The sequence below is a fragment of the Spiroplasma endosymbiont of Dasysyrphus albostriatus genome (genome assembly GCF_964019495.1).
Classification (GTDB): domain Bacteria; phylum Bacillota_I; class Bacilli_A; order Mycoplasmatales; family VBWQ01; genus Spiroplasma_E.
The window spans coordinates 156,449-176,740 of the sequence record NZ_OZ026447.1 but is presented as its reverse complement, the minus strand read 5'-3'; the positions used below and the strand labels follow the sequence as shown (position 1 = coordinate 176,740).

Below are 20,292 nucleotides of genomic sequence, written 5' to 3'. Positions count from 1 at the left end.
GAGATGTTTACAATGAAAGTTGTCCTTTTAACGGATGTTAAAAATTATGGTAAAAAAGGTGAAGTTGTTAGTGTTAGTGATGGTTATGGTAAAAATTATTTATTACCAAGAAAATTAGCTGTAATTGCTACATCAGAAGCATTAAAAATTAATCAAAAAGTAATTGAAAATAAAAAAATACAACGAGAAATGGAATTAGAAGATTTACAAAAAATTAAAGAACAATTAGCTTTAATTACTTTACAATTTAAATTAAAAAGTAATAATGGTAAAGTTTCTGGTGCTATTTCTTCAAAACAAATTTGTGAACAACTAGTGCAAAAATTTAACATTAAAATTGATAAACATAAATTTGTTAAATTTAATCCTATTAATGAATTAGGTATAACTAACATTAATATTAAATTAGATGTTACAATTATTGCACAATTAAAGGTTGAAGTTTTAGGAGAATAATTATGTCTAACAATGGTCAATATATAAATAATGCAGAAGTTAATGTTTTAAGTGCGATGATTCAATCATCACCAGCATGTGAAAGTGCATTAAATTTATTGGCACCACATGATTTTACAATTAATTCTAATCAAATTATTTTTAAAACAATTACCAATCTTTATAAAAATAATTCTGGTATTGATATAACAACTATTGCCGAAGAATTAGTTAAGCAAAATAATTTGGATAAAATTGGTGGAATTGAATATTTATCTTCTTTAGTGGCTCAATATATTACTGATGCTAATTTAAAAGAACACATTGATATTTTGATTGAAAGAACTACTAAACGACAATTAGAAAATGCTTTAAAAAATATAGGTAAAGAGTTACAAAGTGAAAAGTCAATTAATGAAGTTTTAATTGCTGCTGAAGCTCAAATTGTACAAGTAAGTAGTGAACGTAATCATGAAGAGATGTTGCCAATTAGTGAACACATTGATGATGTGGTAACTAAAATTGAACAACTACAAAAATCAACAGTTAATATTACTGGTACAAGTTCAGGTATTAACAATTTGGATATGATTACTAGTGGTTTTCAGCGAGGTGACTTAATTATTTTAGCAGCTAGACCTTCAATGGGGAAAACCGCCTTAGCACTTAATTTTGCTTTAAATGCTGCTAATGAACAAGATAATAAAAACGATGTTGTTGTTATTTTTTCATTAGAAATGCCAAAAGATCAATTAATTACAAGAATGATTTCTTGTCAAGGACATTTTGATGCTAATCGTTTACGTAATAAGTCTAAATTTACACAGGCTGATTGAAATCGTATTAGTGCTACTGCTGAGCAATTGAAACAAAAAAGAATTATTATTGATGATACACCTGGTTTAAGAGTTTTAGAGTTACAAACTAAATTAAGAAAATTAAGTCGTGAAAATAGCATTAAGTTAGTAATTATTGATTATTTACAGTTATTAACTGGTAGAGATAGTGAATCACGTCAACAAGAAGTTTCAAATATTTCTCGTAGTTTAAAAATTTTGGCAAGAGAATTAAGAGTACCAATTGTTTGTTTATCACAATTATCAAGAATGGTGGAGAGACGTGAAGAAAAACGTCCTTTAATGTCTGATTTACGTGAGTCAGGGGCTATTGAACAAGATGCTGATGTAATTATGTTTTTATATCGTGATGATTATTATAAGGAAAAAAATAGTGAAGAAACAACAAGTTCACAAGAAAGTAATCTTGCTGAAATTCTTATTTCTAAACATCGAAATGGCCCAACAGGAAAAGTAGTAACTGTTTTTATTCCAAAATGAGGTAAGTTTGAAAATTATACAGGATAAAAATAATAAAAAACGAGGTTTTTTAATAATCTGTGTTTCTTTGTTTTACAAAGTTACTAATTCAGATTAATTCTGTCTTCAAATTTTATCATAAAATGAGCAATTGCTGTATTTCAATTTTGAATGGGCATTGTTCATTTTTTTGTTATATTGTCAATTGCTAAATAAAATATTTTAAAAACTGACATATTGTTAGGAAAAACTTTTTTATTTCTGATGACTTTTCGTAATTGACTATTAACAGATTCAATAGCATTTGTGGTATAAATTACCCTTTTTATTTCTGCAGGATAACTAATAAAAACCATTAAATTATCTCAATTTTTATATCAAGATTTAGCAATTTGTGGATATTGTTTAGTTCATTTATTTTCAAATGATTCTAAAGCTTGCATTGCTTGTTCTTCACTACATGCAGTATAAATTGGTTTTAAATCTGCAACTAGAGATTTTCTATGCTTATATGAGACATATTTCAAACTATTTCTAATTTGATGAACGATGCATAATTGATGTTCGGTTTTAGGATAAACTGATTGTATTGCTTCTGACATGCCTGTTAAATTATCACTACAAGCAATCAGAATATCATTTAAGCCACGATTTTTCATTTCTGTGAAATTGGCTAATCAAAATTTAGAACCTTCATTTTCACTAATTCATAAACCTAAAACATCTTTTTTACCTTCTAAATCAACTCCTAAAGCTATATAAACTGATTTATTAATAATCCGTTTATCTTGTCGTACTTTAACTACTATACAATCAAAATAAACAATCGGATAAACACTATCTAATGGTCGATTTTGCCATGCTTTGACGTCATCAATAACATCATCAGTAATTTGACTAATAACACTTTCACTAATATCAGCACCATGATATAACTCTTGTAATTGCATTCTAATATCTGATAATGTCATACCTTTTGCATATAAAGAAAGAACTTGTTGATCAAAACCATCAAATCTTCTTTGTCTTTTTGCAACTATTACAGGATTAAAATTACTATTACGATCTCTTGGTACATCAATTTCAATTTTACCTTGTTGGGTTATTAATTTTTTTGAACTTATACCATTACGAGCATTGTCACTATTACTATGTTGATTCTTATCATATCCTAAATAATTTTGCATCTCAGAATTCAACATTTTTTCTACTAATCTTTTTGTTAATTCTTTATATAATCCTCCCTCTTTAAAAACTGTTGTTAAATCTTCAGTATTTTCTAATAATAAATCTACTGCTTGTGATATTGGATCATTGTTATTAATATTTTGCTTTTTAGCCATCTGTAACTCACTCTTTCTAGAAAATTAATTATATTTACTAGAACTAATTAAACATAGTTATTTTTGTAAGTTACAGAGATTACTAAACATTACCAAAAAAACCTAAAATTTAATTTTAGGTTTTTTTAAAAGAAGTTAATAAATTAAATTAATTAGTTTTTATTATCCTTCTGGATTTAAACTTTTAAATAGTTTTCCTTTATTATCACTAATTTTAGTTCCAGCGTAAACAGTGCCATTGACATTTAATAAACTATGTACTTCACCCCCACTGCTACTTCAACTAAAAATACCAATTGCTACTGTATAGACAACTTTAAATAATCTTCCTTTACCATCAGTAGTTTTTGTTCCAACAAAGATTGTATTATTGTCATTAACTAGAGTTAAAACTTCGCTTGGAATGGCAACACTTTTTAGGACTATTTTTTGGTAGACATTTGTTGTTGATATTTAACTGGAGTTAAGTAGTTTAAAGTGCTGTGAATTCTTATATTGTTATATCAATTGATGTAATCAAATAATTCTAATTTTAATTGGATTAATGATGTAAAATTTTTATCATTAATAAATTCGGTTTTAAAAGTTTTAAAAGTTGCTTCAGCAACAGCATTATCATAAGGACAACCTTTTTTACTTAAAGAACGGTTAATGTTGAATGCTAGTAAAAGTTTATCAATAATTTTATTGTTAAATTCATTACCGCGATCACTATGAAATATTTGAATATCTTTTAAACAGCGATTTGATTGCATAAATGCTTGATGTACTAATGATGCATCTTTTTTAACTCCAACACTATGTCCGATAATTTCGCGGTTAAATAGGTCTATTAATAGGCAAATATAGTCAAGTATTTACAAAAGGTTCATTTAATAAATCATTAATTTCTTCGATATTTATGATTTTTTCTGTAGTTATTTCTTGAATTTTATTTCAACTTAAACTTAAAAAATTATTTATTTCAGTATCATTTAATTTTAAAATTTTGCTTATTATTTCCAAAGTATTATTTGTTATTTTAACAGTTTTTTTAATCTTTTTATAATATAGTGAAACATCCGCTAGTAATTCTAAGTTACTATAAAATTTATTTTCTTCTTTTTTTGAATTTATAAGTTTTACTAAGAACTCTTTGATTTGATCATTTTTATATTGTTTTTCTAAAATTGATTTAACTTCTAAGTCACATTTTTCATTTTCATCATTCATTGTTATATTGTCCCCTTTTTATTATTATAATTAATAAATTTAGCTTAAATATGCACTATTTATTTGAAGTTTAAAGTGTGCTCCTTCTACAGCATTTTTTGATTCTTCTTTTAAATGAATAGATAAATATATATTGCCATTATTACTATATCAAAAAAATGCTTGAGCATAGATGTGAATAAAAACTAACGGAGTAAGTCAACTGCCATAATAATACATAAATTCTATATTTCAAGTTTTGTTTTTTTCATCATTTGTGTTGTTTGATGTGTTAATTTTTGCTGTATTAACTGATAAGTTAGGTCCTGTAATTTGAGATGGTAAATTATGTCATATACAGTTTTTATATGTGGCAGTTTCAACTTTAATAATTGCTTTATCATCAAAATTTAACAATTGATACTTTTTAATAAATGATTGTCAATTTAAATGATATTTTTTTCAAGACATTATATTGATATTGTCTACAATATTACCTTCATATTGAGAACTTGTGCCATTAAATCATTCTTCATTTTCATACAAAGGTTTTGATTTGTGAGAATTGTTATCAAAAAAGTCACAAGCGTTAATGTTAATAGTAGTTAATGCACTAAATGTTAAACAACTTAAAATATTTAATATTCTTTTCATTTTATACCTCTTTAAAATTTTTAAACTTATGGTGACATATTCAAATATGTCATTTATTTATTATAATATTTTTAAAACTTTTTTCAGTGTATAAAAGGTAATTTATTTCATTTCATTTCAAGGATATGTGAAATTATATATGGATAAAAATTAATAACATCGTTACCTTATAATTTCTCCAAACACTACTATAAATCAATTAATGAAGTAAAATATTAAATATTTTTTCAATTTTTAAAATTAATTAGTTGCGTAATATGTCTAAAGTTTAAAACTATCTAAGAATCTGTTTAGGATCTTTTTAATAAAATTGAAATAAATGAGAGAACAACCATTTGTAAGCTAGTATTTAATTTTCTTTCACAATTTTTTCATAATCTTCTGCATTTTTCTAATCATGCAAAACTTCGTTCTACAACTCATCTTTTTGGCAATACTACAAAAGAATGTAATTCATTACGTTTGATAACTTCAACATTTGCATTTATGATTGTTTTGATTTTAAAAGCAAATTTTTCACCATTATAACCAGCATCTACTAGTATTTTTTGAACTTTAGATAAATTTTCTTTTTCATTTTCAATCATTATTATAGCACTGTTACGATCTGTTTTTTCTGCTGTGGTTATGTAAATTGCATGTGGTAAGCCTTGAGAATCAACAGCAATATGACGCTTTATTCCTGAAATTTTTTTACCAGCATCATAACCTTTATTTTTAGCAGTATCTGTGTTTTTAACACTTTGTGAATCAATTATACAAAAACTAGTTTGTTCTTTTCTACCATTATTGATACGAACTTTTCTAACTAATTTTTTTTAAAATTACTTGTCAAGTGCTAGGTTCTTTATCACTATTTTTACTTCAAATTTGAAAATAATAATATACAGTTTGTCATTTTGGAAAATTTTTTGGTAACATTCTTCATTGACATCCACTTTTTAATACATATAAAACTGCACAAAATACTTCATATAAATCTAAATTTCTTGGTTTTGTTTTCTTTTTGTTATTTTCTAAAATTGATCTTATGTTCTCAAATTGTTCTTTAGTAACATGACTTGGATAATTTTTATGCATATATACCCCTTATCTTAAAATATATAGTCATTTTACGTTATTTTATAAAAGATTCCAAACAGGTTCTAAGATTTATATTTTTTATAATTTATTACTAGAACCTTGACCTTTACTTGTTGAAACTTTGCTATTTTCTTGATTAATAAAATCTATATCTGTTTTATTTCATTGTGAATAAAATGGTATTTCTTTTCATAATATTTTACTTAAAATAGTTTCAGTAAAATTTATAGATGCATTATTTCAATCTTCTGCTACTGTTATTGATTTTTTAACAATTTCCTCAACTACTTTTGTATATTCTTTAATAATTTTTAATTTCAATGAATCATTTTTCAAACACAAATCAATTATTTTATTACTAAAGTTTTCATAAGCATTTGCTTCAGATTTTAAATTTGGATAGAAATTTAATAATGTCTTAAATTCAAACAATTCATATTTAAAAAAGTCTTCAAAATTATAATTTTGATATTTTTTAAAACTTTCAACATTAAATTCTGAATTTAAAAAATTATTCAAATTTCTATCTTGTTCTATTTTACATTTGATGTGTTTTGGCAACTCTTTATATTTATAAATAAATTCTATTTCTTCTTTATTATTTTCATTTTTAACAAGACACATTATTGCAATTAAATGTATTGTCTTATAATTTTCTATTAATGTATTTACGGTTTCTTGTGTTTGTTTTAGTAAAATTTTTGGTATTTTATGACTTAAATTTATTTTTGATAGTTCATCTAATAACTCTAAAATATTTTGTATGTCATGTGAGGCTGATTGAGGAATTGATTTTCCTACCATAATTTTTTCAGCTATTTTTCTCGCAAGATTAGAAGATATCATTGATAATAATGAAACATTTTCTGATGGTTCTATCATTGTATGACCACCTCCATTATTTTTAATAGTAATTCCTTCTTTTGATAATGAAATACCTTTTGCTAAGTTTATAAAAGCATGTCCTGCCTCATGATAAATTGTATTTATTAAATCATCATTGATAGTCATTTTTAACTTTCTCCTTTTTTAAAATATAAATAACTCAATTACTTATTCAAAAGTAATTGAGTTATAAACTATATTTGATTTATATACAGTATAGATATTAAAAATAAAAATGTCAATGTTATTAAATATTTTAATGATTTTCAATTATTAAAAAATAAGATAAGGATGAATGTTATAATTTCTTTGTGAAGTAAAATTAAAAATTTTGTAAAAAGAGCAAGGAGGTCTTACTTTGAGTAAATTAAAATTTATAGATTTATTTGCTGGAATTGGTGGCTTAAGTTTACCTTTTAGAGAATTAGGAATGGAATGTGTTTTTAGTAGTGAAATAGATAAATTTGCAGTACAAACATATAATGAAAATTTTAATGAAATACCTTTTGGAGATATCAGAGAAATATCTGAAGAAAGTATACCAAATCATGATTTATTATTAGGTGGTTTTCCTTGTCAAGCTTTTTCAATTGCAGGAAAAAGAAAAGGTTTTAACGATGATCGTGGTAATTTATTTTATGAAATAGTTAGAATATTATCTTTTCATAAACCAAAAGCATTTTTATTAGAAAATGTGAAAGGTTTAATGAATCACGAAAAAGGTAATACCTTTAGAACTATTTTAAATAATCTAACAGATTTAGGTTATAAAGTTACTTATAAGATATTAAATGCTCGAAATTTTGGTCTTCCTCAAAATAGAGAAAGAGTATACATAGTTGGTTTTTTAGAACATAGTATAGATTTTCAGTTTCCTACTTCTTTTAATAAGCCAACAGCAGTTTCCGATATAATAGAAAATAATATTGATAAAAAATATACAATTTCTGATAAACTTTGAAACAGTCATCAGGAAAGAAAAGAGCGTAATAGGTCTAAAGGAAATGGATTTGGTTATTCATTGGTGTATAAAAATTCAGAGTATACAAGTACTTTATCGGCCAGATATTATAAAGACGGATCAGAAATATTATTATATCAAGAAAATAATAATCCAAGAAAATTAACTCCAAGAGAGTGTGCTAATTTGCAAGGATTTCCAAGTAATTTTAAAATTATTGTTAGTGATAATCAATCTTATAAACAGTTTGGAAATTCGGTTGCTGTAGCAGTCGTTAGAGAAATAGCTAAAGAAATTGTTAAATTATTAGAAAGAGTAAAATTTTAATCATGAATATTGATAGTATTGAAAAAACAATATGAGATCAAAATATTTTGTTTTATAGAATATAGATAAAATTAATAATAATATTGAAAAAGAAACTAAAAAATTAACAAGTGGTAATTTAGCATTAACTGAATTATCAGAATTACAATCTAATAACCCTGAAAATTTAGTGATAATAATAAGGAAGATGAAAAACTAGAGTTAGAAAAGAAAATTGAAACATGAAATAATACTATTATTTTTTTAGAAGAAAGAAAAAAATCTTTTAAAGACTTATCAAATAAAATTTCTGAAAAATATGAATTTAATAAAAAAAATTTAGATAAAATAGTTAAAGAAGAAGTTTATTTATCATATATAGAAGAAATAAAAATTATTAAAGAAAATATTGAAAATTCAGAATTTAAGGACACATGTATAAAAATTATTAATAAAATATTTGGAGAAGAAGGCTATAAATATATGAATGATAATTCTTTTGTTTTTGATTTTAATTCTCAAAAAAAATTGATGGAATTTTCATAATTTTATTTAATAAATATAAAATATAATCATTTATTCTATATATGACATTTCAGAATGATTTAAAGTATAAACTTCTTGTAAAGTTTAATGAAAAAAAGTTATATCAAAAATAAATAATTTTCCCCACTTAGATTTAAACCTTTAAGTGGGAATTATTTTTATTTAGTTAGTAAAATTAATATAGTATTAATTAATTTTTAAAAGCAAAATAGGGAATTGTATTAATACAAGAATAAATTAGTATTGAAAATCAATTTAGTTTATATGAGAAAATTTAGTGATGTTTTTAAAAAAGCATTAGAAGATTTAAAAGCTGAATACGAAGATAATCAAGATTATATATTCCTCATGATACAAGAACAAGAAAAATTAATAATATCTGTGCTATCAATACCAAACATTGAGATAAATATAAATATCATTATGTTTATCTTTTTAATTTAACATTAGGTATTAAAAAATATCAAAGCATTACTAATCATTTACAAATTAAAATTTTATCTTTAATTACTGAAAGTAAATATTTTTTATTGTATTTAATTAACTGAAAAATATATTAGTTGTGTAAATAATATTTTTTTATTCATATAAAAACAATTTTTAAGTTTTAGATTTCAATAGAATATATAATTTAAAAAAAATAAAATTCATGATATCTAGTTAATTGAATTAGAACACATTTTTACAATATAATCTATCAAAATAAAAACTCTATCTATCATTAATATTTATTTGCTTTTTTATATTGTTAATGATATTATTTTTAAGTACTTTTTATTAATAATAATTTTATAAGTGAGGTGAAACCATGGCAAAAGCAAGCATCCATCCAGAGTATTTTCAAACTAAAGTAACATGTATAACATGTAGCAATAATTTTATAAGTGGTTCAACTAAGGGTAAAGAAATCCGTGTTGATACATGTTCAAGTTGTCATCCATTTTATACTGGAAAACAATCATTTGTTTCAGCAAAAGGAAGAGTTGAACGCTTTAATACAAAAGCAAGTAAACAAGTTGAAACAAAATCAAAAACTGTTGAAATAAACAAAGCAAAACCACAAAATACTAAAACTATTGTATTAGAAACAGCAAAAGATGTTCTAAAACTAACTGATACTAAACAAGTTAAAAAATAATTTGGGAGCGTACCGATGTTGTCAATAATATTCAAATTTGTCTTAAAATTATAAAGTTAGACGAGAATAATTTTGACTTCAATATGCAATTGTATGTTAATCTTAACACTTGAAAAAATATTAGTCAACAATAATACTTACTTTTATAAGTCAAAAATTCTTATTAAAGTTTACTTTAATAAGTTTTTAATATGTTATAATGTAATAAAGTCCTTTAAGATAAACCGTATACCGTTATGATTACTAAGCGTATGTAAAGTACGTGGTCTCTTAGGCAAATCCCTTAATTAGGGATTTTTATTTTATAATAATTGTACTGCTGTGTTTATTTGATAGCATTTAAAATTAACCATTTTTGTATACATATCAATGTTATAAGTTCTATCACCAATCATATGCTTTAAAATTTGTTTAATATTAGTTTCAGTAAAGCAACCAATATTTTCAACTAATGCTTGGTTTAATACACCATCTTTGGCATTAATAAAATAACCAACTTTTAATTTTTTATATTTTAAAGTTAATAACTGTAAAAATTCAATTAATTCATAATATTGACCTTTTGCAAATAAATTTATTGCATTTTGATAGTGTAAATTAGCAATTTTATCTTTTTTTCTTCCTGCCATTATCCCAAGAAATAAAACATGAAAAGCATGGAATTTATCTAAAATAAATTTAGCATTTAAAATTATAGCAGTTTTTCTAATTCATTTTGCACTATCGCCACAAACTATTAAATTTGCTTGGTCAAAGTTTTCAAAATATAAATGACCATATTTTTGAATAAATTTAGCTGTTTTTTCTGCGCCAATTTCTGTTTTTGATACTCTTATTTTACAAACTGCTCTTTTATTAATTAATTTTCCATTTTTCTTTTTACCAGTACAAAATACTAATAATCTCATAGAACATTTTTTACAATTTTTAGTATTGTGTTTTTCATTAAACTTAAATTTTCTATGTCCATCATCAATATTTATATATAAAGTTTGATTTGGTTGCAATAGTATTTTAGGGATATTTGCTTTTGGTAATTCAAATTTTTGATATGTTCTACAAACTGTACTATTACTTATTAAATCTTCAATAAAAGTATCACAAACATCACGATATTTTTTATCATCAGCAAAATATTTTAAAATTTGTTTAATAACATCTGGTGCTAATTTACTATACTTTTTAACACCAAGATAGTTATCTAGCAATGAAACAAATTCCTTTTTTTGTGTTTTTGGGTTATAATGTATACAAATACGTCGTTTATAATTTAATAAACCTTTTTTTGTTTTTAATTTTCTTTTTCTAAATCTATATGATTTATATTCAGATTTATCACATATACTTCATAAATAATCATCTATTTTTGCAAATAATTCTTCTGTTTGTTGTAAATTTAATTCATCTTGATTAAAATAGTGTTTGTCTCAATCAAAATGATTAGGGAATGGTAATATAAACATTTTTAATGTTCCTTTCTTTTTTAAATAATTTAATTTTAACTTATATATGTTAATTAAGGAGTAAATATGGCTTTTATCACTAGTTATGCACAATTAAATAAAAAATATAATCTTAATTTTAGTGATAATAATTATGGTTTTAGTTGAGATATTTTTAAAGCATTTGTTGGTGATGAATGAGCAGAATATTTTACTACTAATTGTTTTTATCGTTTTATACCAACAGCACGTGGAACAAGAAAAACTTGAAACTGCTTAGCATTTGATTTATTTATATGTTGTAATTTTAGTGATAGTAGTGTTCAAGAAGTAAGACGCTATGAAAATACTCATAGTGAAACTACAATTGGCGCTTTAATGAATGTTTGTCAAGTTTTATTAGATACATATAATCTTAATTTATTACCTAATAATCCACATGGTATTAAATGAAAAATAACTAAGGATGGTGGATGTATTATTTTTCCTAATAATCAACAAATTGACTTTATTGGTTATGCTAATGGTAATAAAATTTTTGGAAAAGAAGCAGGTGGTTCAAGTTTTTTAGGTTCAAGAACAGATGAAATAATCATGGCCGAAGAAAAAGAAACATTAACTGAAAAGCAATTAACATATCGATATGAACGTTTACAAAACTCTATGTTTAGAAGTAATCGTATTAAAGTATCAAATGAACCAATTAAAGAATGAAGTTGAACCTTTATTGACAATAATATATATAGTCCTACTTTTGGGAAATTAATTACTCGTTATTTTTATAAAAGTTTCTTTATTACTTTTACATGTAATCCTTATGATAAATATCATCCATTTTATTTAAAGTATTGCACGCCATTTTTACCATTAAATGATAAAATTATGGAAAATCTTAAAAAAGTGGGTAAAGTTTATTATGAAAATAAAGAAATGTTTAGTGGTTTAGGTTTATTTATTTTAAGATTTACTATTCAACCATTTTGAAATAAATTACCAGACATTCAAAAAAGAACATTATTAGAAATGAAAAAAAGTAATCCTGATGAATTTAATACTGTTTTTTATGGTTTTGAATTTTTAGATAGTGATGCAACAATTTTTCCATTTCAAAAAACAGTAAAATATTGACAACCATATGATTTCAACCAATTTTATAATCAAGAAAAAGATATGTATAAATTTGATTTTTATAGTGTTGGTATTGATTGAGCTACGGGACCAAAAGACCATACTGTATTTATGATAGTTGGTTTTAAAGAATATAATAATACTGGTTATTATGATGCTTATATTATTTGTGAATTAGTTGTTACACCAAATGATTTTATTAATGAAAATGAAAAAATTAATGCTTATGTTAATGAAATTTTAGGATTAATCGATAATTTTGAAAATTTTGAACAAGCAATTTATTTCTATGATGATAAAGCAAGAACAGCAATTGATTGATTAAATCAAAAATTAATTGATGAACATAATACTATTTTAATAACGCAAACTGCAATTAAACATTCTTCAAATCTAAATCAAGAAGCAGGATTAACTAATAGAGTAGTTTGAATGAGAAATATTATGAGTTATGGAAACTTTTATGCTAATAAAGATGATTTACCAAAAACTACTCAATGTTTAGAAGAATTACGTTATGATGAAACAAAAACTAACATTCCTGACAAAAATATGTATCAAGACCCATATGATGCTTTGTTTTATGCACTATATCCATATAAAAATGTAATTAGAGGTAAAAATAATGCTAGTGTAAAAAAAAGCATCTTCACATTTGCTATATAATAAACAAGTTGAATATCATTAATAGTATAGGTATCACAAAATAAACGCCTTGTATTTAGGCGTTATTTTTCATTTAAAAGCATACTTGTAAAAATAATCAAAAATAGTACAATTTATAAGTAAAATCAAGGAAAAAAGGAGTAATTTAAGATGAAAACATGAATAAAAACAAATTTAAGTAAAATAACATTAGCATTAGCACTAACTGGTGCTACAACTGGAACAATAGGATTAATCATGGGGGGGTGCTTACCCATAATGTTAGTGGAGTTAAATATTTTTTAACTCACAATAAAAAAGTTGTGTGAGGTGTTCAAAAAATATGAATGTCTGATATTAAAAACATTTCATCAGTTGATTTTCAAAATGAATTTAAAATATATTTTTCAGATGTTCCTGAAATAACAAAATTTTATAATGGTGGAAAACCTATTGAAAAAACAGATATATGATGAAATGGTAAGTATCCCAATGGATATTTTGATAACTAAATTTCTAAGTTTATATATGAGATATTTTCATTATATTTATCAAATAAATTAATGTTTTTTAAATTAATTTCTTGTTTATCAGTAATTAAAATCAAATCATAATTTCCTGCGCCAAATATTCCATTAATTTCAACTCGATTTAAATTATTAATCGGGTTTTCAATTTGTAATTCAAATTCGTTATTATTATCAATTTGTAATATTTCTTTATAAAGTTCTAATTTGGAAAATAATTGAGATTTATTTGAACCATATAAATTTAAAGCATTTTCAGTTTTATTTTTATGAATAATTAATCTTGTAAAATACTTACCATATTCACCATTTGCTAATGTTCAGTCTGCTGGAATTAATGATGGAATATTATTACTTTCTAATTCATTAGTTATAGATAATCAGTTAAATTGATTATAATCAAGTTTAAATAATTCATTTTGACTAATATCATTATTCTTTAATTTAATGTTATTAATATCTGTAAAATTAAAATATACAGATTTTAATATGACTTTTGCATCTTTGAATTTTCAAATTTCTTTATCATTTGGTTTTATAGGACTTGATTTTAATTCAAAATAATATGGTAATAATATTTTATTATCATCATTTAAGCCTTTATTAATTGACAATGATGAATAAATATATTTTGATAACATAATAAATATTTGTTTAAATATTTGCATTTGTGGTAAATTTATATAATTTGGATAATCTAACTCTCATTGTTTAAATAAATTAGTAATTATTTCATCAGGTTTTTGACCAGTAAATGTTTCTTTTAATTTTGCAATATCATTTTTTGCTTTTCCTGTTGTATCATCATATGTTGCACCTTCAAAGTTTCTGTTATAGTTATATGTATAACTTAGCATATCTAATAATAATTGTTGTAGGCTATCAATTGGTGGTTTATCATTTATTTCTAGTTCAACATCATGAAATTTATTGGTTGTAGAAATAAATAAATTATTGTTACCTACTAAAAATCATGATTCTAATTTTTTATCTTTTAATTCTAATTCATCAGATAATGGTCATATTTTTGAATTTTTAGTAACATCATAACCTATTTTAGCATTAGTAACTCTTGCATTATTAATAATTTCTTTTCTTGTTTCACTTCCACCACCAATAGCAATTAAATCTAAAACTGATTTTTCTTGTTCTATAAATTGTTTTGCTAATTTTCAAGGTAAAATTTGTTCACTAAATCATTGTTGTAATATTCTAACTTTTGGTTGAGTTTCAATAGGCATTGATAATAGCGGAAATGCTATCTTATCTTTAACAAATAATTTAGGGTATACTTCCATATTGTCAACTTCACCAAGTACCTTTATATTGCCAAAAATCATGCTTCTAGGGGCTTTAATTTTTAAACCAATTACTTTTGTATCTTTATCTAATGGTTTTTGTAATTTAATAATAATTGGATAACCATCTCTTGTTTTAAAATCTTTAATTTTAATAATAGTAATACTTTTAGTACTTCTTGTTTTTGGATTTTGATAAGGCTGTGAATAATTATTAATAATATATAAATTATCAATATTATTTTCAGTTAAAGGTTCATTTATACTAACCGCATATAACTTAAATTGATTTAATAAATTTATTTCTTGAAATATTAAATTTTTAATATCAGTCATACTATATTCAATTGTATTATCATTAATATTAGTACTTGCTCTTTGATTTAATTGCATAGTAAAGTCTGATGTTTCAGCAGCAGTAGTTTTTAATACTTTATCAATATCAATAAAACCTATTTTAATAGTATTTGCTGAAAATCTTAAACTATTATTTTCGTTATTTTTAAATAAACGTTCAATTTCATAAATATATAAAGTTCTTTTTTTAAATTCATCGTATGCTCTATTAATATCAGGGTCACTAGTAGCACTCATCATATTAGTAAAGTCATAAGGAATATTATCAATTAAATAATCATTTTCTACTTCTGCTTGATTAAGTTTAGTTTGTTTCTGTGGAAACTTCGTTTGTGGTTTGTTGTTGTTTTCCATTGTTCTCTCCTATTAATTGGTTATTTTCGGGATTAAATAATTTTAATTTAACTATTAAATTATTAATTTCTTGGTCATCATTAATATTAAATGTTTTACTATTTAATAAATCTTTATCTAAACGTACTAATATTTGAATAAATTTAAGAATATCAATATTAAATTGTCATAATTTTTGTTCAATATAATTAATGGTTGAAATATTTACTGCTGTACTTTCGGGTACTGATTGTTGTGCAGATTTCTTTTGACTTGGTATATGAATACCACAACGTTTAAATATTTCATTAACATTTCAATCATATATAGCTAACGAAAGTAATGTTTACTCATAAATAATGTAAAATAATAATATGTAATTTAAACAATTCTTGCACTTACAAGTATAATTCAGCAATAATTAAAATAGATTAGGAAGATTAAATTATGCCAAAACCATACAGTGAGGACTTACGAAGAAAAGTAATAGAAGTTTATGAAAGTAAAAACATGAAAATTAAAGAAATTTGTAAAGTGTTCAATATCACTAGAAAGACTTTATTTTTATGAAGAAAAAGAAAGCAAAAAACCGGAAATATAAAACCAATTTTGAATTATCAAAAAGGACATAGCCACAAAATAAAGGATTTAGATGAATTAAAAAATTATTTAGCAGAAAATAAAGATGTTACAGTTCAAAAAGTAATTGAAAAATTTGGTGATATGACAAAAGAAACAGTTTATAACTATTTCAAAAAACTAAATTATACATATAAAAAAAACTTTTCTATATGAACAAAGAGATAAAAATAAACAAGAAGATTTTTTAAAAGAAATAGCGAAAATAATGAATGAAGATTTGGTATATATTGATGAATCTGGAATTGATGATAATGAATTTTATAAATATGGTTGGTCTGAAAAAGGTAAAAGATTATTTGATAATAAACCTGCATATAAAATAAAGAGAATGAGTATAATTGGTGCACTAAATAAAGGTAAATTAAAAGCTCTATGAGCATTTGAAGGACATTGCAATAGTAAAATTTTTGAATCATATGTTAAAAATATACTAATTCCAGTATTAAAGTGTGGACAAATTATAGTTTTAGATAATGCGACGTTTCATAAATCTAAAGCAACAAAACAATTAATTGAAAATGCTGGATGCAAACTATTATTTCTTCCACCATATTCTCCTAATTTAAATCCAATTGAACATTTTTGATTTGCTATAAAACATAATATAAGAAAAATATTACCAAATTATTGACCAAATATTAAAAACGCGATTGATTTTGTTTTTCAAGATATGAGTAAACATTACTTTAGTTAGCTATATATCAGTTAAGTTTTTACCTTTAAAGTTGCTATTTGTCATATTGATATTTTCGTTTTGTTCATTATTATCTCCACCACTTTTAAATATGTAGTTTTTAGTAACCAAAGTTCTTACTGCTTCTTCTAATGCTGATTGAACATTACCATAAGTTTGACTAAATATAAATTTAGGTGAATTTAAAATGGTATCTAAAACAATTTGTTCATAAATAACATCTAATGCTTTAATTTTATCCATTACTTTATCACAATCTGCTAACTCATTTGCTTTATTTCGCATAATTGCTATTGGTATATAGTTAATATTTAGTGTTTGTTCTTGTGCTAAATTAGGGTTATTACTATATGTTCTAAAATCTAATGGAAATTGTTTTTTATTATCACTAATACTATAAATTGCACGATTAATAGTTACTTGTTCATTATTTAATGTATAAACTTCAAATAATCTTACAATTTGTGCATTTTGTTGATAACTATCATAAAAAATAGTACATTGAATTAATTTACCAGTAATATCATAAACTCTTTGTTGGATATCTACTACTTGAAAATATAAATCATCATTAGCAATAAAAATTAAATAACCACTAATTCCTAATTTACTTAATTTAAAAATAGAATTTCAATTTTTTCTATAAAACTCTTGTTTAATTAAATATTGTTTAATAGTTTCATTATTAATATCTAATGGAGCATTATATAAATTAGCATTATTTTCTGCTACAAAATCAGTAAAATAAGTTTCATGATTAAAATCATTAAAACCAAAATAATTTAAAATGGAAGCATGTGTACTTTTATTTTTATTATTTAAAAATTTTACTTTTTCATTTTGATTATCACTAATATTACTTTTTTCTTTTCTCTTAAATGGATTTAACATAATATTCACCACCCTTCTAAAATATTTGATTAATTTTTAATACAATTTTTACTATAATAAATATAATTAAACCTGCTGTTGCAGAAGATAATAAAACTCCAATTAAACCTAAAATAATTTTTATAATTTTAAAAAACATAATATTATTCCTGTAATTCTTCTAATTTTCATACATTACCTTTTAAATTACCTTTTACAGTATAAATAGTAATCAATTTTGCATGTTGAACTGATAAAATTACTATATTAGCACTATCATTAAAGGTTTGTATTTGTACACCAGCAATTTTTTTATCAGTTATAATAAATTCTTGAATAGTATAAACTGGATTATATATACTTCAAGAATAATAAACTCTATAATGTTTATTCTCTTGAAAATCATAAGTAATTTGTCAATTATCTCATTTATTTTTTTCTCTTGTTCCTACTTCTTTTCAATTTGAACCACTTGGAATTGGTGTTGGATTATTTTTTAATTCAATATCTCAAATATTTTCTTCTATTTCATTAGTTTCTAAACTTTTTGAACTAATTTTAATTGGTTTATCTATATTAATTACACTTGGTGAAGTAATATCTAATGTATTACTAGTAATTTGATAAGTATTTTCTTTTAATTCTTCAAAACTAAATATAGCACCACCATCAATTTCACATTTAATAAATAAACTTCATTTATTAGTAGATTTAGTATAATCAGCCTTAAGAATTAAAGAAGCATCTTTATTATCAATTTTACCAATTAAAAGAGTTCATGTACCAGTTCCAACTGCTTTTGCTGATTTAAACAATAACATTAATGGATAACCATTTTGCTCAGGTGCATTTCTGTGTCATGTTATAAATACACGATATGTTTTATTAAGGTCAATATTAAAATTATCTCATGTTCTATTATCAACTTTCTTTCCTATTACAACTCAATTTTCTTTATCTTGTTTTTTATCAATATTATTTTTATTTTGATTAATAGCATCAACAATAGTTTTATGTTCAGTTTCTAAAGTAGGAATTTCTTGACCAATAGCATTCATAGAAAAAGCAATTGGAAATAATGCTTTTGTATCTTCTAATTTTTTATTTACTTCTTCTTTTTTATAATAATCAGATAAATCAGCTTTACCACCAGTAGTACTAATAGTATTAGTTTTTTCATCAATCTTAATATTTTCACCAGCAATTAATTTATTTTGTTTTTTATCTAATAAATTATTAGTTTCTAGTTTTGTATAATAATCACGTTCAGTATTTTCTTCTGCTATAAATTCAGTTGGTGTACCTATTCCTTGATATTGATATATATTATGAATTATTGGTTTATACTTTTTTGTGTTATTAGTAGCAATAAACTTTATTAAATCAACATCATATAATAATGTTACTTTATCAATATTAACATCAATATTTTCAATTATTATTTGCTTTTGTTCTATTTGACTATTAGTAATTCTTATATTAGATTTAGTTAATTTATTATTACTTATAATAAGTTGTTTACTATCGATAAAATAATATGTTCAATCAATAATACATCATGTATCTGTTTTAATATTTTCATTTTTAACTTTCTTTCATAAAGGACTAGTTTCAATATTAAATCAATTATTTTTAACATCATTAATATTTTCATTTGCTTTAATTAATTCAGTATTTAATTTGGTAATTTCATTTTCATTTGTAGTAATTCGTTTTTGTTGTTTAGCAGAAAAATCACAAGTTGGTGCATGTGTATAATCACCAATTTGTGGATTATTTTGTAATGCTTCTGGTGGTAATGTTCCAATTTCATCTGGTCAATCTAAAATCATTGTTTCAGTTTCTTTATCATAATCTGTTGCAACATAACCTTTATTAACAAATTTACTAACAGGACCTCTATATATTTCATTTTCATTATCATCAACTAAATCATCATATAATTTAATTTGTTTTGATAATGTAAATTCTTTTTGTTGTTCAATTAATTCATCAACTTGATTTCTAGTATAAAATGCTTTTAAGTCAATTTTTTCAATATCTATTTCATCATCATTATAACTTGAAAATATTTGTTTTAATTCTGTTAATCTTGCTCATATTTTCATTCTACTAGGTGCTAAATCTCAAACATTAATCGTAGGAGTACTATTTGCACTAAATTGACTACCATTATTAAATTGAATAGTAGCATCAACATTAAATTCAATTGGTGTACGATTAAATACTCAATGTTCAACCATTACATAAACCATATCTCTTAATGTTTCTTTAATTAATTCATCTTTAAAACTATCAAAAGGAAATTTAGATAAAATAAAATCAAGATAAGCATTAATATCATTTTGAGCACGAATAGCAAAAGTTTTAAATCAATCATTAACATTAGGTCATGTCTGTATATATTGCTGTGGGGTTTCTGTAATTTTTCCAGTTAATGGATATCAGTTATTATAATTTTCAAGACTGACATCAGTTCAAAGTTTATTAATCATAAT

Annotated in this window: 19 protein-coding genes and 1 pseudogene; 9 read left to right on the top strand and 11 right to left on the bottom strand. The window is 23.2% G+C overall.

Features of this window, described 5'->3' with window-relative positions; translation table 4 throughout:
* Positions 1-12: 12 nt before the first annotated feature.
* Entirely contained in the window at positions 13-456 is a 444-nt protein-coding gene (rplI, locus tag AACL11_RS01160) for a 50S ribosomal protein L9 (protein ID WP_338987864.1), read from the top strand.
* 2 nt (positions 457-458) lie between these two features.
* Positions 459-1,799 (top strand): replicative DNA helicase, encoded by a 1,341-nt coding sequence (gene dnaB / locus AACL11_RS01155; protein ID WP_252320077.1) that lies wholly within the window; start codon positions 459-461, stop codon positions 1,797-1,799.
* Between the two features lie 56 nt (positions 1,800-1,855).
* Here the strand turns inward: dnaB and AACL11_RS01150 are convergent, their stop codons facing one another.
* The 6 genes and pseudogenes from AACL11_RS01150 to AACL11_RS01130 all read right to left on the bottom strand — a co-directional run bounded on the left by AACL11_RS01150 (position 1,856) and on the right by AACL11_RS01130 (position 7,033).
* Entirely contained in the window at positions 1,856-3,094 is a 1,239-nt protein-coding gene (locus AACL11_RS01150; protein ID WP_338987249.1) for an IS256 family transposase, read from the bottom strand.
* A 422-nt stretch (positions 3,095-3,516) separates the two neighbouring features.
* Positions 3,517-3,945: pseudogene (locus tag AACL11_RS01145) on the bottom strand (transposase); the annotation flags it as partial.
* Complete coding sequence (locus tag AACL11_RS10510) at positions 3,914-4,306, bottom strand: hypothetical protein (RefSeq protein WP_422397936.1); 393 nt, start codon at positions 4,304-4,306, stop codon at positions 3,914-3,916. The gene AACL11_RS10510 and the pseudogene AACL11_RS01145, both read right to left, overlap by 32 nt.
* Before the next feature lie 39 nt (positions 4,307-4,345).
* Positions 4,346-4,939 carry a hypothetical protein gene (locus tag AACL11_RS01140; RefSeq protein WP_338987863.1) on the bottom strand — a complete coding sequence of 198 codons (594 nt, stop codon included), beginning with the start codon at positions 4,937-4,939 and terminating at the stop codon, positions 4,346-4,348.
* 290 nt (positions 4,940-5,229) lie between these two features.
* Positions 5,230-6,019 (bottom strand): IS5 family transposase gene (locus AACL11_RS01135; RefSeq protein WP_422397935.1). Its coding sequence is split into 2 segments (ribosomal slippage): positions 5,230-5,752 and positions 5,751-6,019, totalling 792 coding nucleotides; the frame shifts between segments, so codons are not numbered across the junction.
* A gap of 81 nt (positions 6,020-6,100) precedes the next feature.
* Positions 6,101-7,033 carry a hypothetical protein gene (locus AACL11_RS01130; RefSeq protein ID WP_338987861.1) on the bottom strand — a complete coding sequence of 311 codons (933 nt, stop codon included), beginning with the start codon at positions 7,031-7,033 and terminating at the stop codon, positions 6,101-6,103.
* Positions 7,034-7,265: 232 nt separating this feature from the next.
* Here AACL11_RS01130 and AACL11_RS01125 point away from each other — a divergent pair, with 232 nt between their 5' ends.
* Together AACL11_RS01125 and rpmE are read left to right on the top strand one after the other, a co-directional pair.
* Positions 7,266-8,195, top strand: coding sequence for a DNA cytosine methyltransferase (locus tag AACL11_RS01125; protein WP_338975668.1), 930 nt, complete (start codon positions 7,266-7,268; stop codon positions 8,193-8,195).
* Positions 8,196-9,528: 1,333 nt separating this feature from the next.
* The gene (gene rpmE / locus AACL11_RS10505; RefSeq protein ID WP_368862541.1) at positions 9,529-9,858 is read left to right on the top strand and encodes a 50S ribosomal protein L31; all 330 of its coding nucleotides are present in this window, start codon (positions 9,529-9,531) and stop codon (positions 9,856-9,858) included.
* Positions 9,859-10,160: 302 nt separating this feature from the next.
* On the opposite strand, the gene AACL11_RS01115 is transcribed toward rpmE, so the two are convergent.
* Entirely contained in the window at positions 10,161-11,321 is a 1,161-nt protein-coding gene (locus tag AACL11_RS01115) for an Mbov_0401 family ICE element transposase-like protein (protein WP_338987860.1), read from the bottom strand.
* A 66-nt stretch (positions 11,322-11,387) separates the two neighbouring features.
* Between AACL11_RS01115 and AACL11_RS01110 the strand changes: the two genes are divergently transcribed.
* The 3 genes from AACL11_RS01110 (at position 11,388) to AACL11_RS01100 (ending at position 13,585) form a co-directional block, all read left to right on the top strand.
* A complete protein-coding gene (locus AACL11_RS01110; RefSeq protein WP_338987859.1) occupies positions 11,388-13,094 on the top strand; it encodes a hypothetical protein in 1,707 nt (568 codons plus the stop codon).
* Positions 13,095-13,244: 150 nt separating this feature from the next.
* Positions 13,245-13,379, top strand: coding sequence for a hypothetical protein (locus tag AACL11_RS01105; RefSeq protein ID WP_338987858.1), 135 nt, complete (start codon positions 13,245-13,247; stop codon positions 13,377-13,379).
* 41 nt (positions 13,380-13,420) lie between these two features.
* A complete protein-coding gene (locus AACL11_RS01100; protein WP_338987856.1) occupies positions 13,421-13,585 on the top strand; it encodes a hypothetical protein in 165 nt (54 codons plus the stop codon).
* On the opposite strand, the gene AACL11_RS01095 is transcribed toward AACL11_RS01100, so the two are convergent.
* Complete coding sequence (locus AACL11_RS01095) at positions 13,582-15,609, bottom strand: hypothetical protein (RefSeq protein ID WP_338987855.1); 2,028 nt, start codon at positions 15,607-15,609, stop codon at positions 13,582-13,584. The genes AACL11_RS01100 and AACL11_RS01095 overlap by 4 nt on opposite strands.
* Positions 15,610-16,035: 426 nt before the next feature.
* On the opposite strand from AACL11_RS01095, the gene AACL11_RS01090 reads away from it, so the two are divergent.
* Positions 16,036-16,395, top strand: a complete 360-nt coding sequence (locus AACL11_RS01090; protein ID WP_338973555.1) for a helix-turn-helix domain-containing protein — start codon at positions 16,036-16,038, stop codon at positions 16,393-16,395.
* Positions 16,352-16,924: an IS630 family transposase gene (locus AACL11_RS01085; RefSeq protein ID WP_338988471.1), complete on the top strand. Its 573-nt coding sequence runs from the start codon at positions 16,352-16,354 to the stop codon at positions 16,922-16,924. The genes AACL11_RS01090 and AACL11_RS01085 overlap by 44 nt, the downstream gene beginning before the upstream one ends.
* On the opposite strand, the gene AACL11_RS01080 is transcribed toward AACL11_RS01085, so the two are convergent.
* Genes AACL11_RS01080 through AACL11_RS01070 form a run of 3 tightly spaced genes read right to left on the bottom strand, consistent with a single transcriptional unit; the run spans position 16,925 to position 20,289 of the window.
* A complete protein-coding gene (locus tag AACL11_RS01080) occupies positions 16,925-17,815 on the bottom strand; it encodes a hypothetical protein (RefSeq protein ID WP_338987854.1) in 891 nt (296 codons plus the stop codon).
* A gap of 16 nt (positions 17,816-17,831) precedes the next feature.
* Positions 17,832-17,954 carry a hypothetical protein gene (locus AACL11_RS01075; protein WP_338973392.1) on the bottom strand — a complete coding sequence of 41 codons (123 nt, stop codon included), beginning with the start codon at positions 17,952-17,954 and terminating at the stop codon, positions 17,832-17,834.
* A 4-nt stretch (positions 17,955-17,958) separates the two neighbouring features.
* Positions 17,959-20,289 (bottom strand): hypothetical protein, encoded by a 2,331-nt coding sequence (locus tag AACL11_RS01070; protein ID WP_338987853.1) that lies wholly within the window; start codon positions 20,287-20,289, stop codon positions 17,959-17,961.
* Between the last annotated feature and the right edge of the window lie 3 nt (positions 20,290-20,292).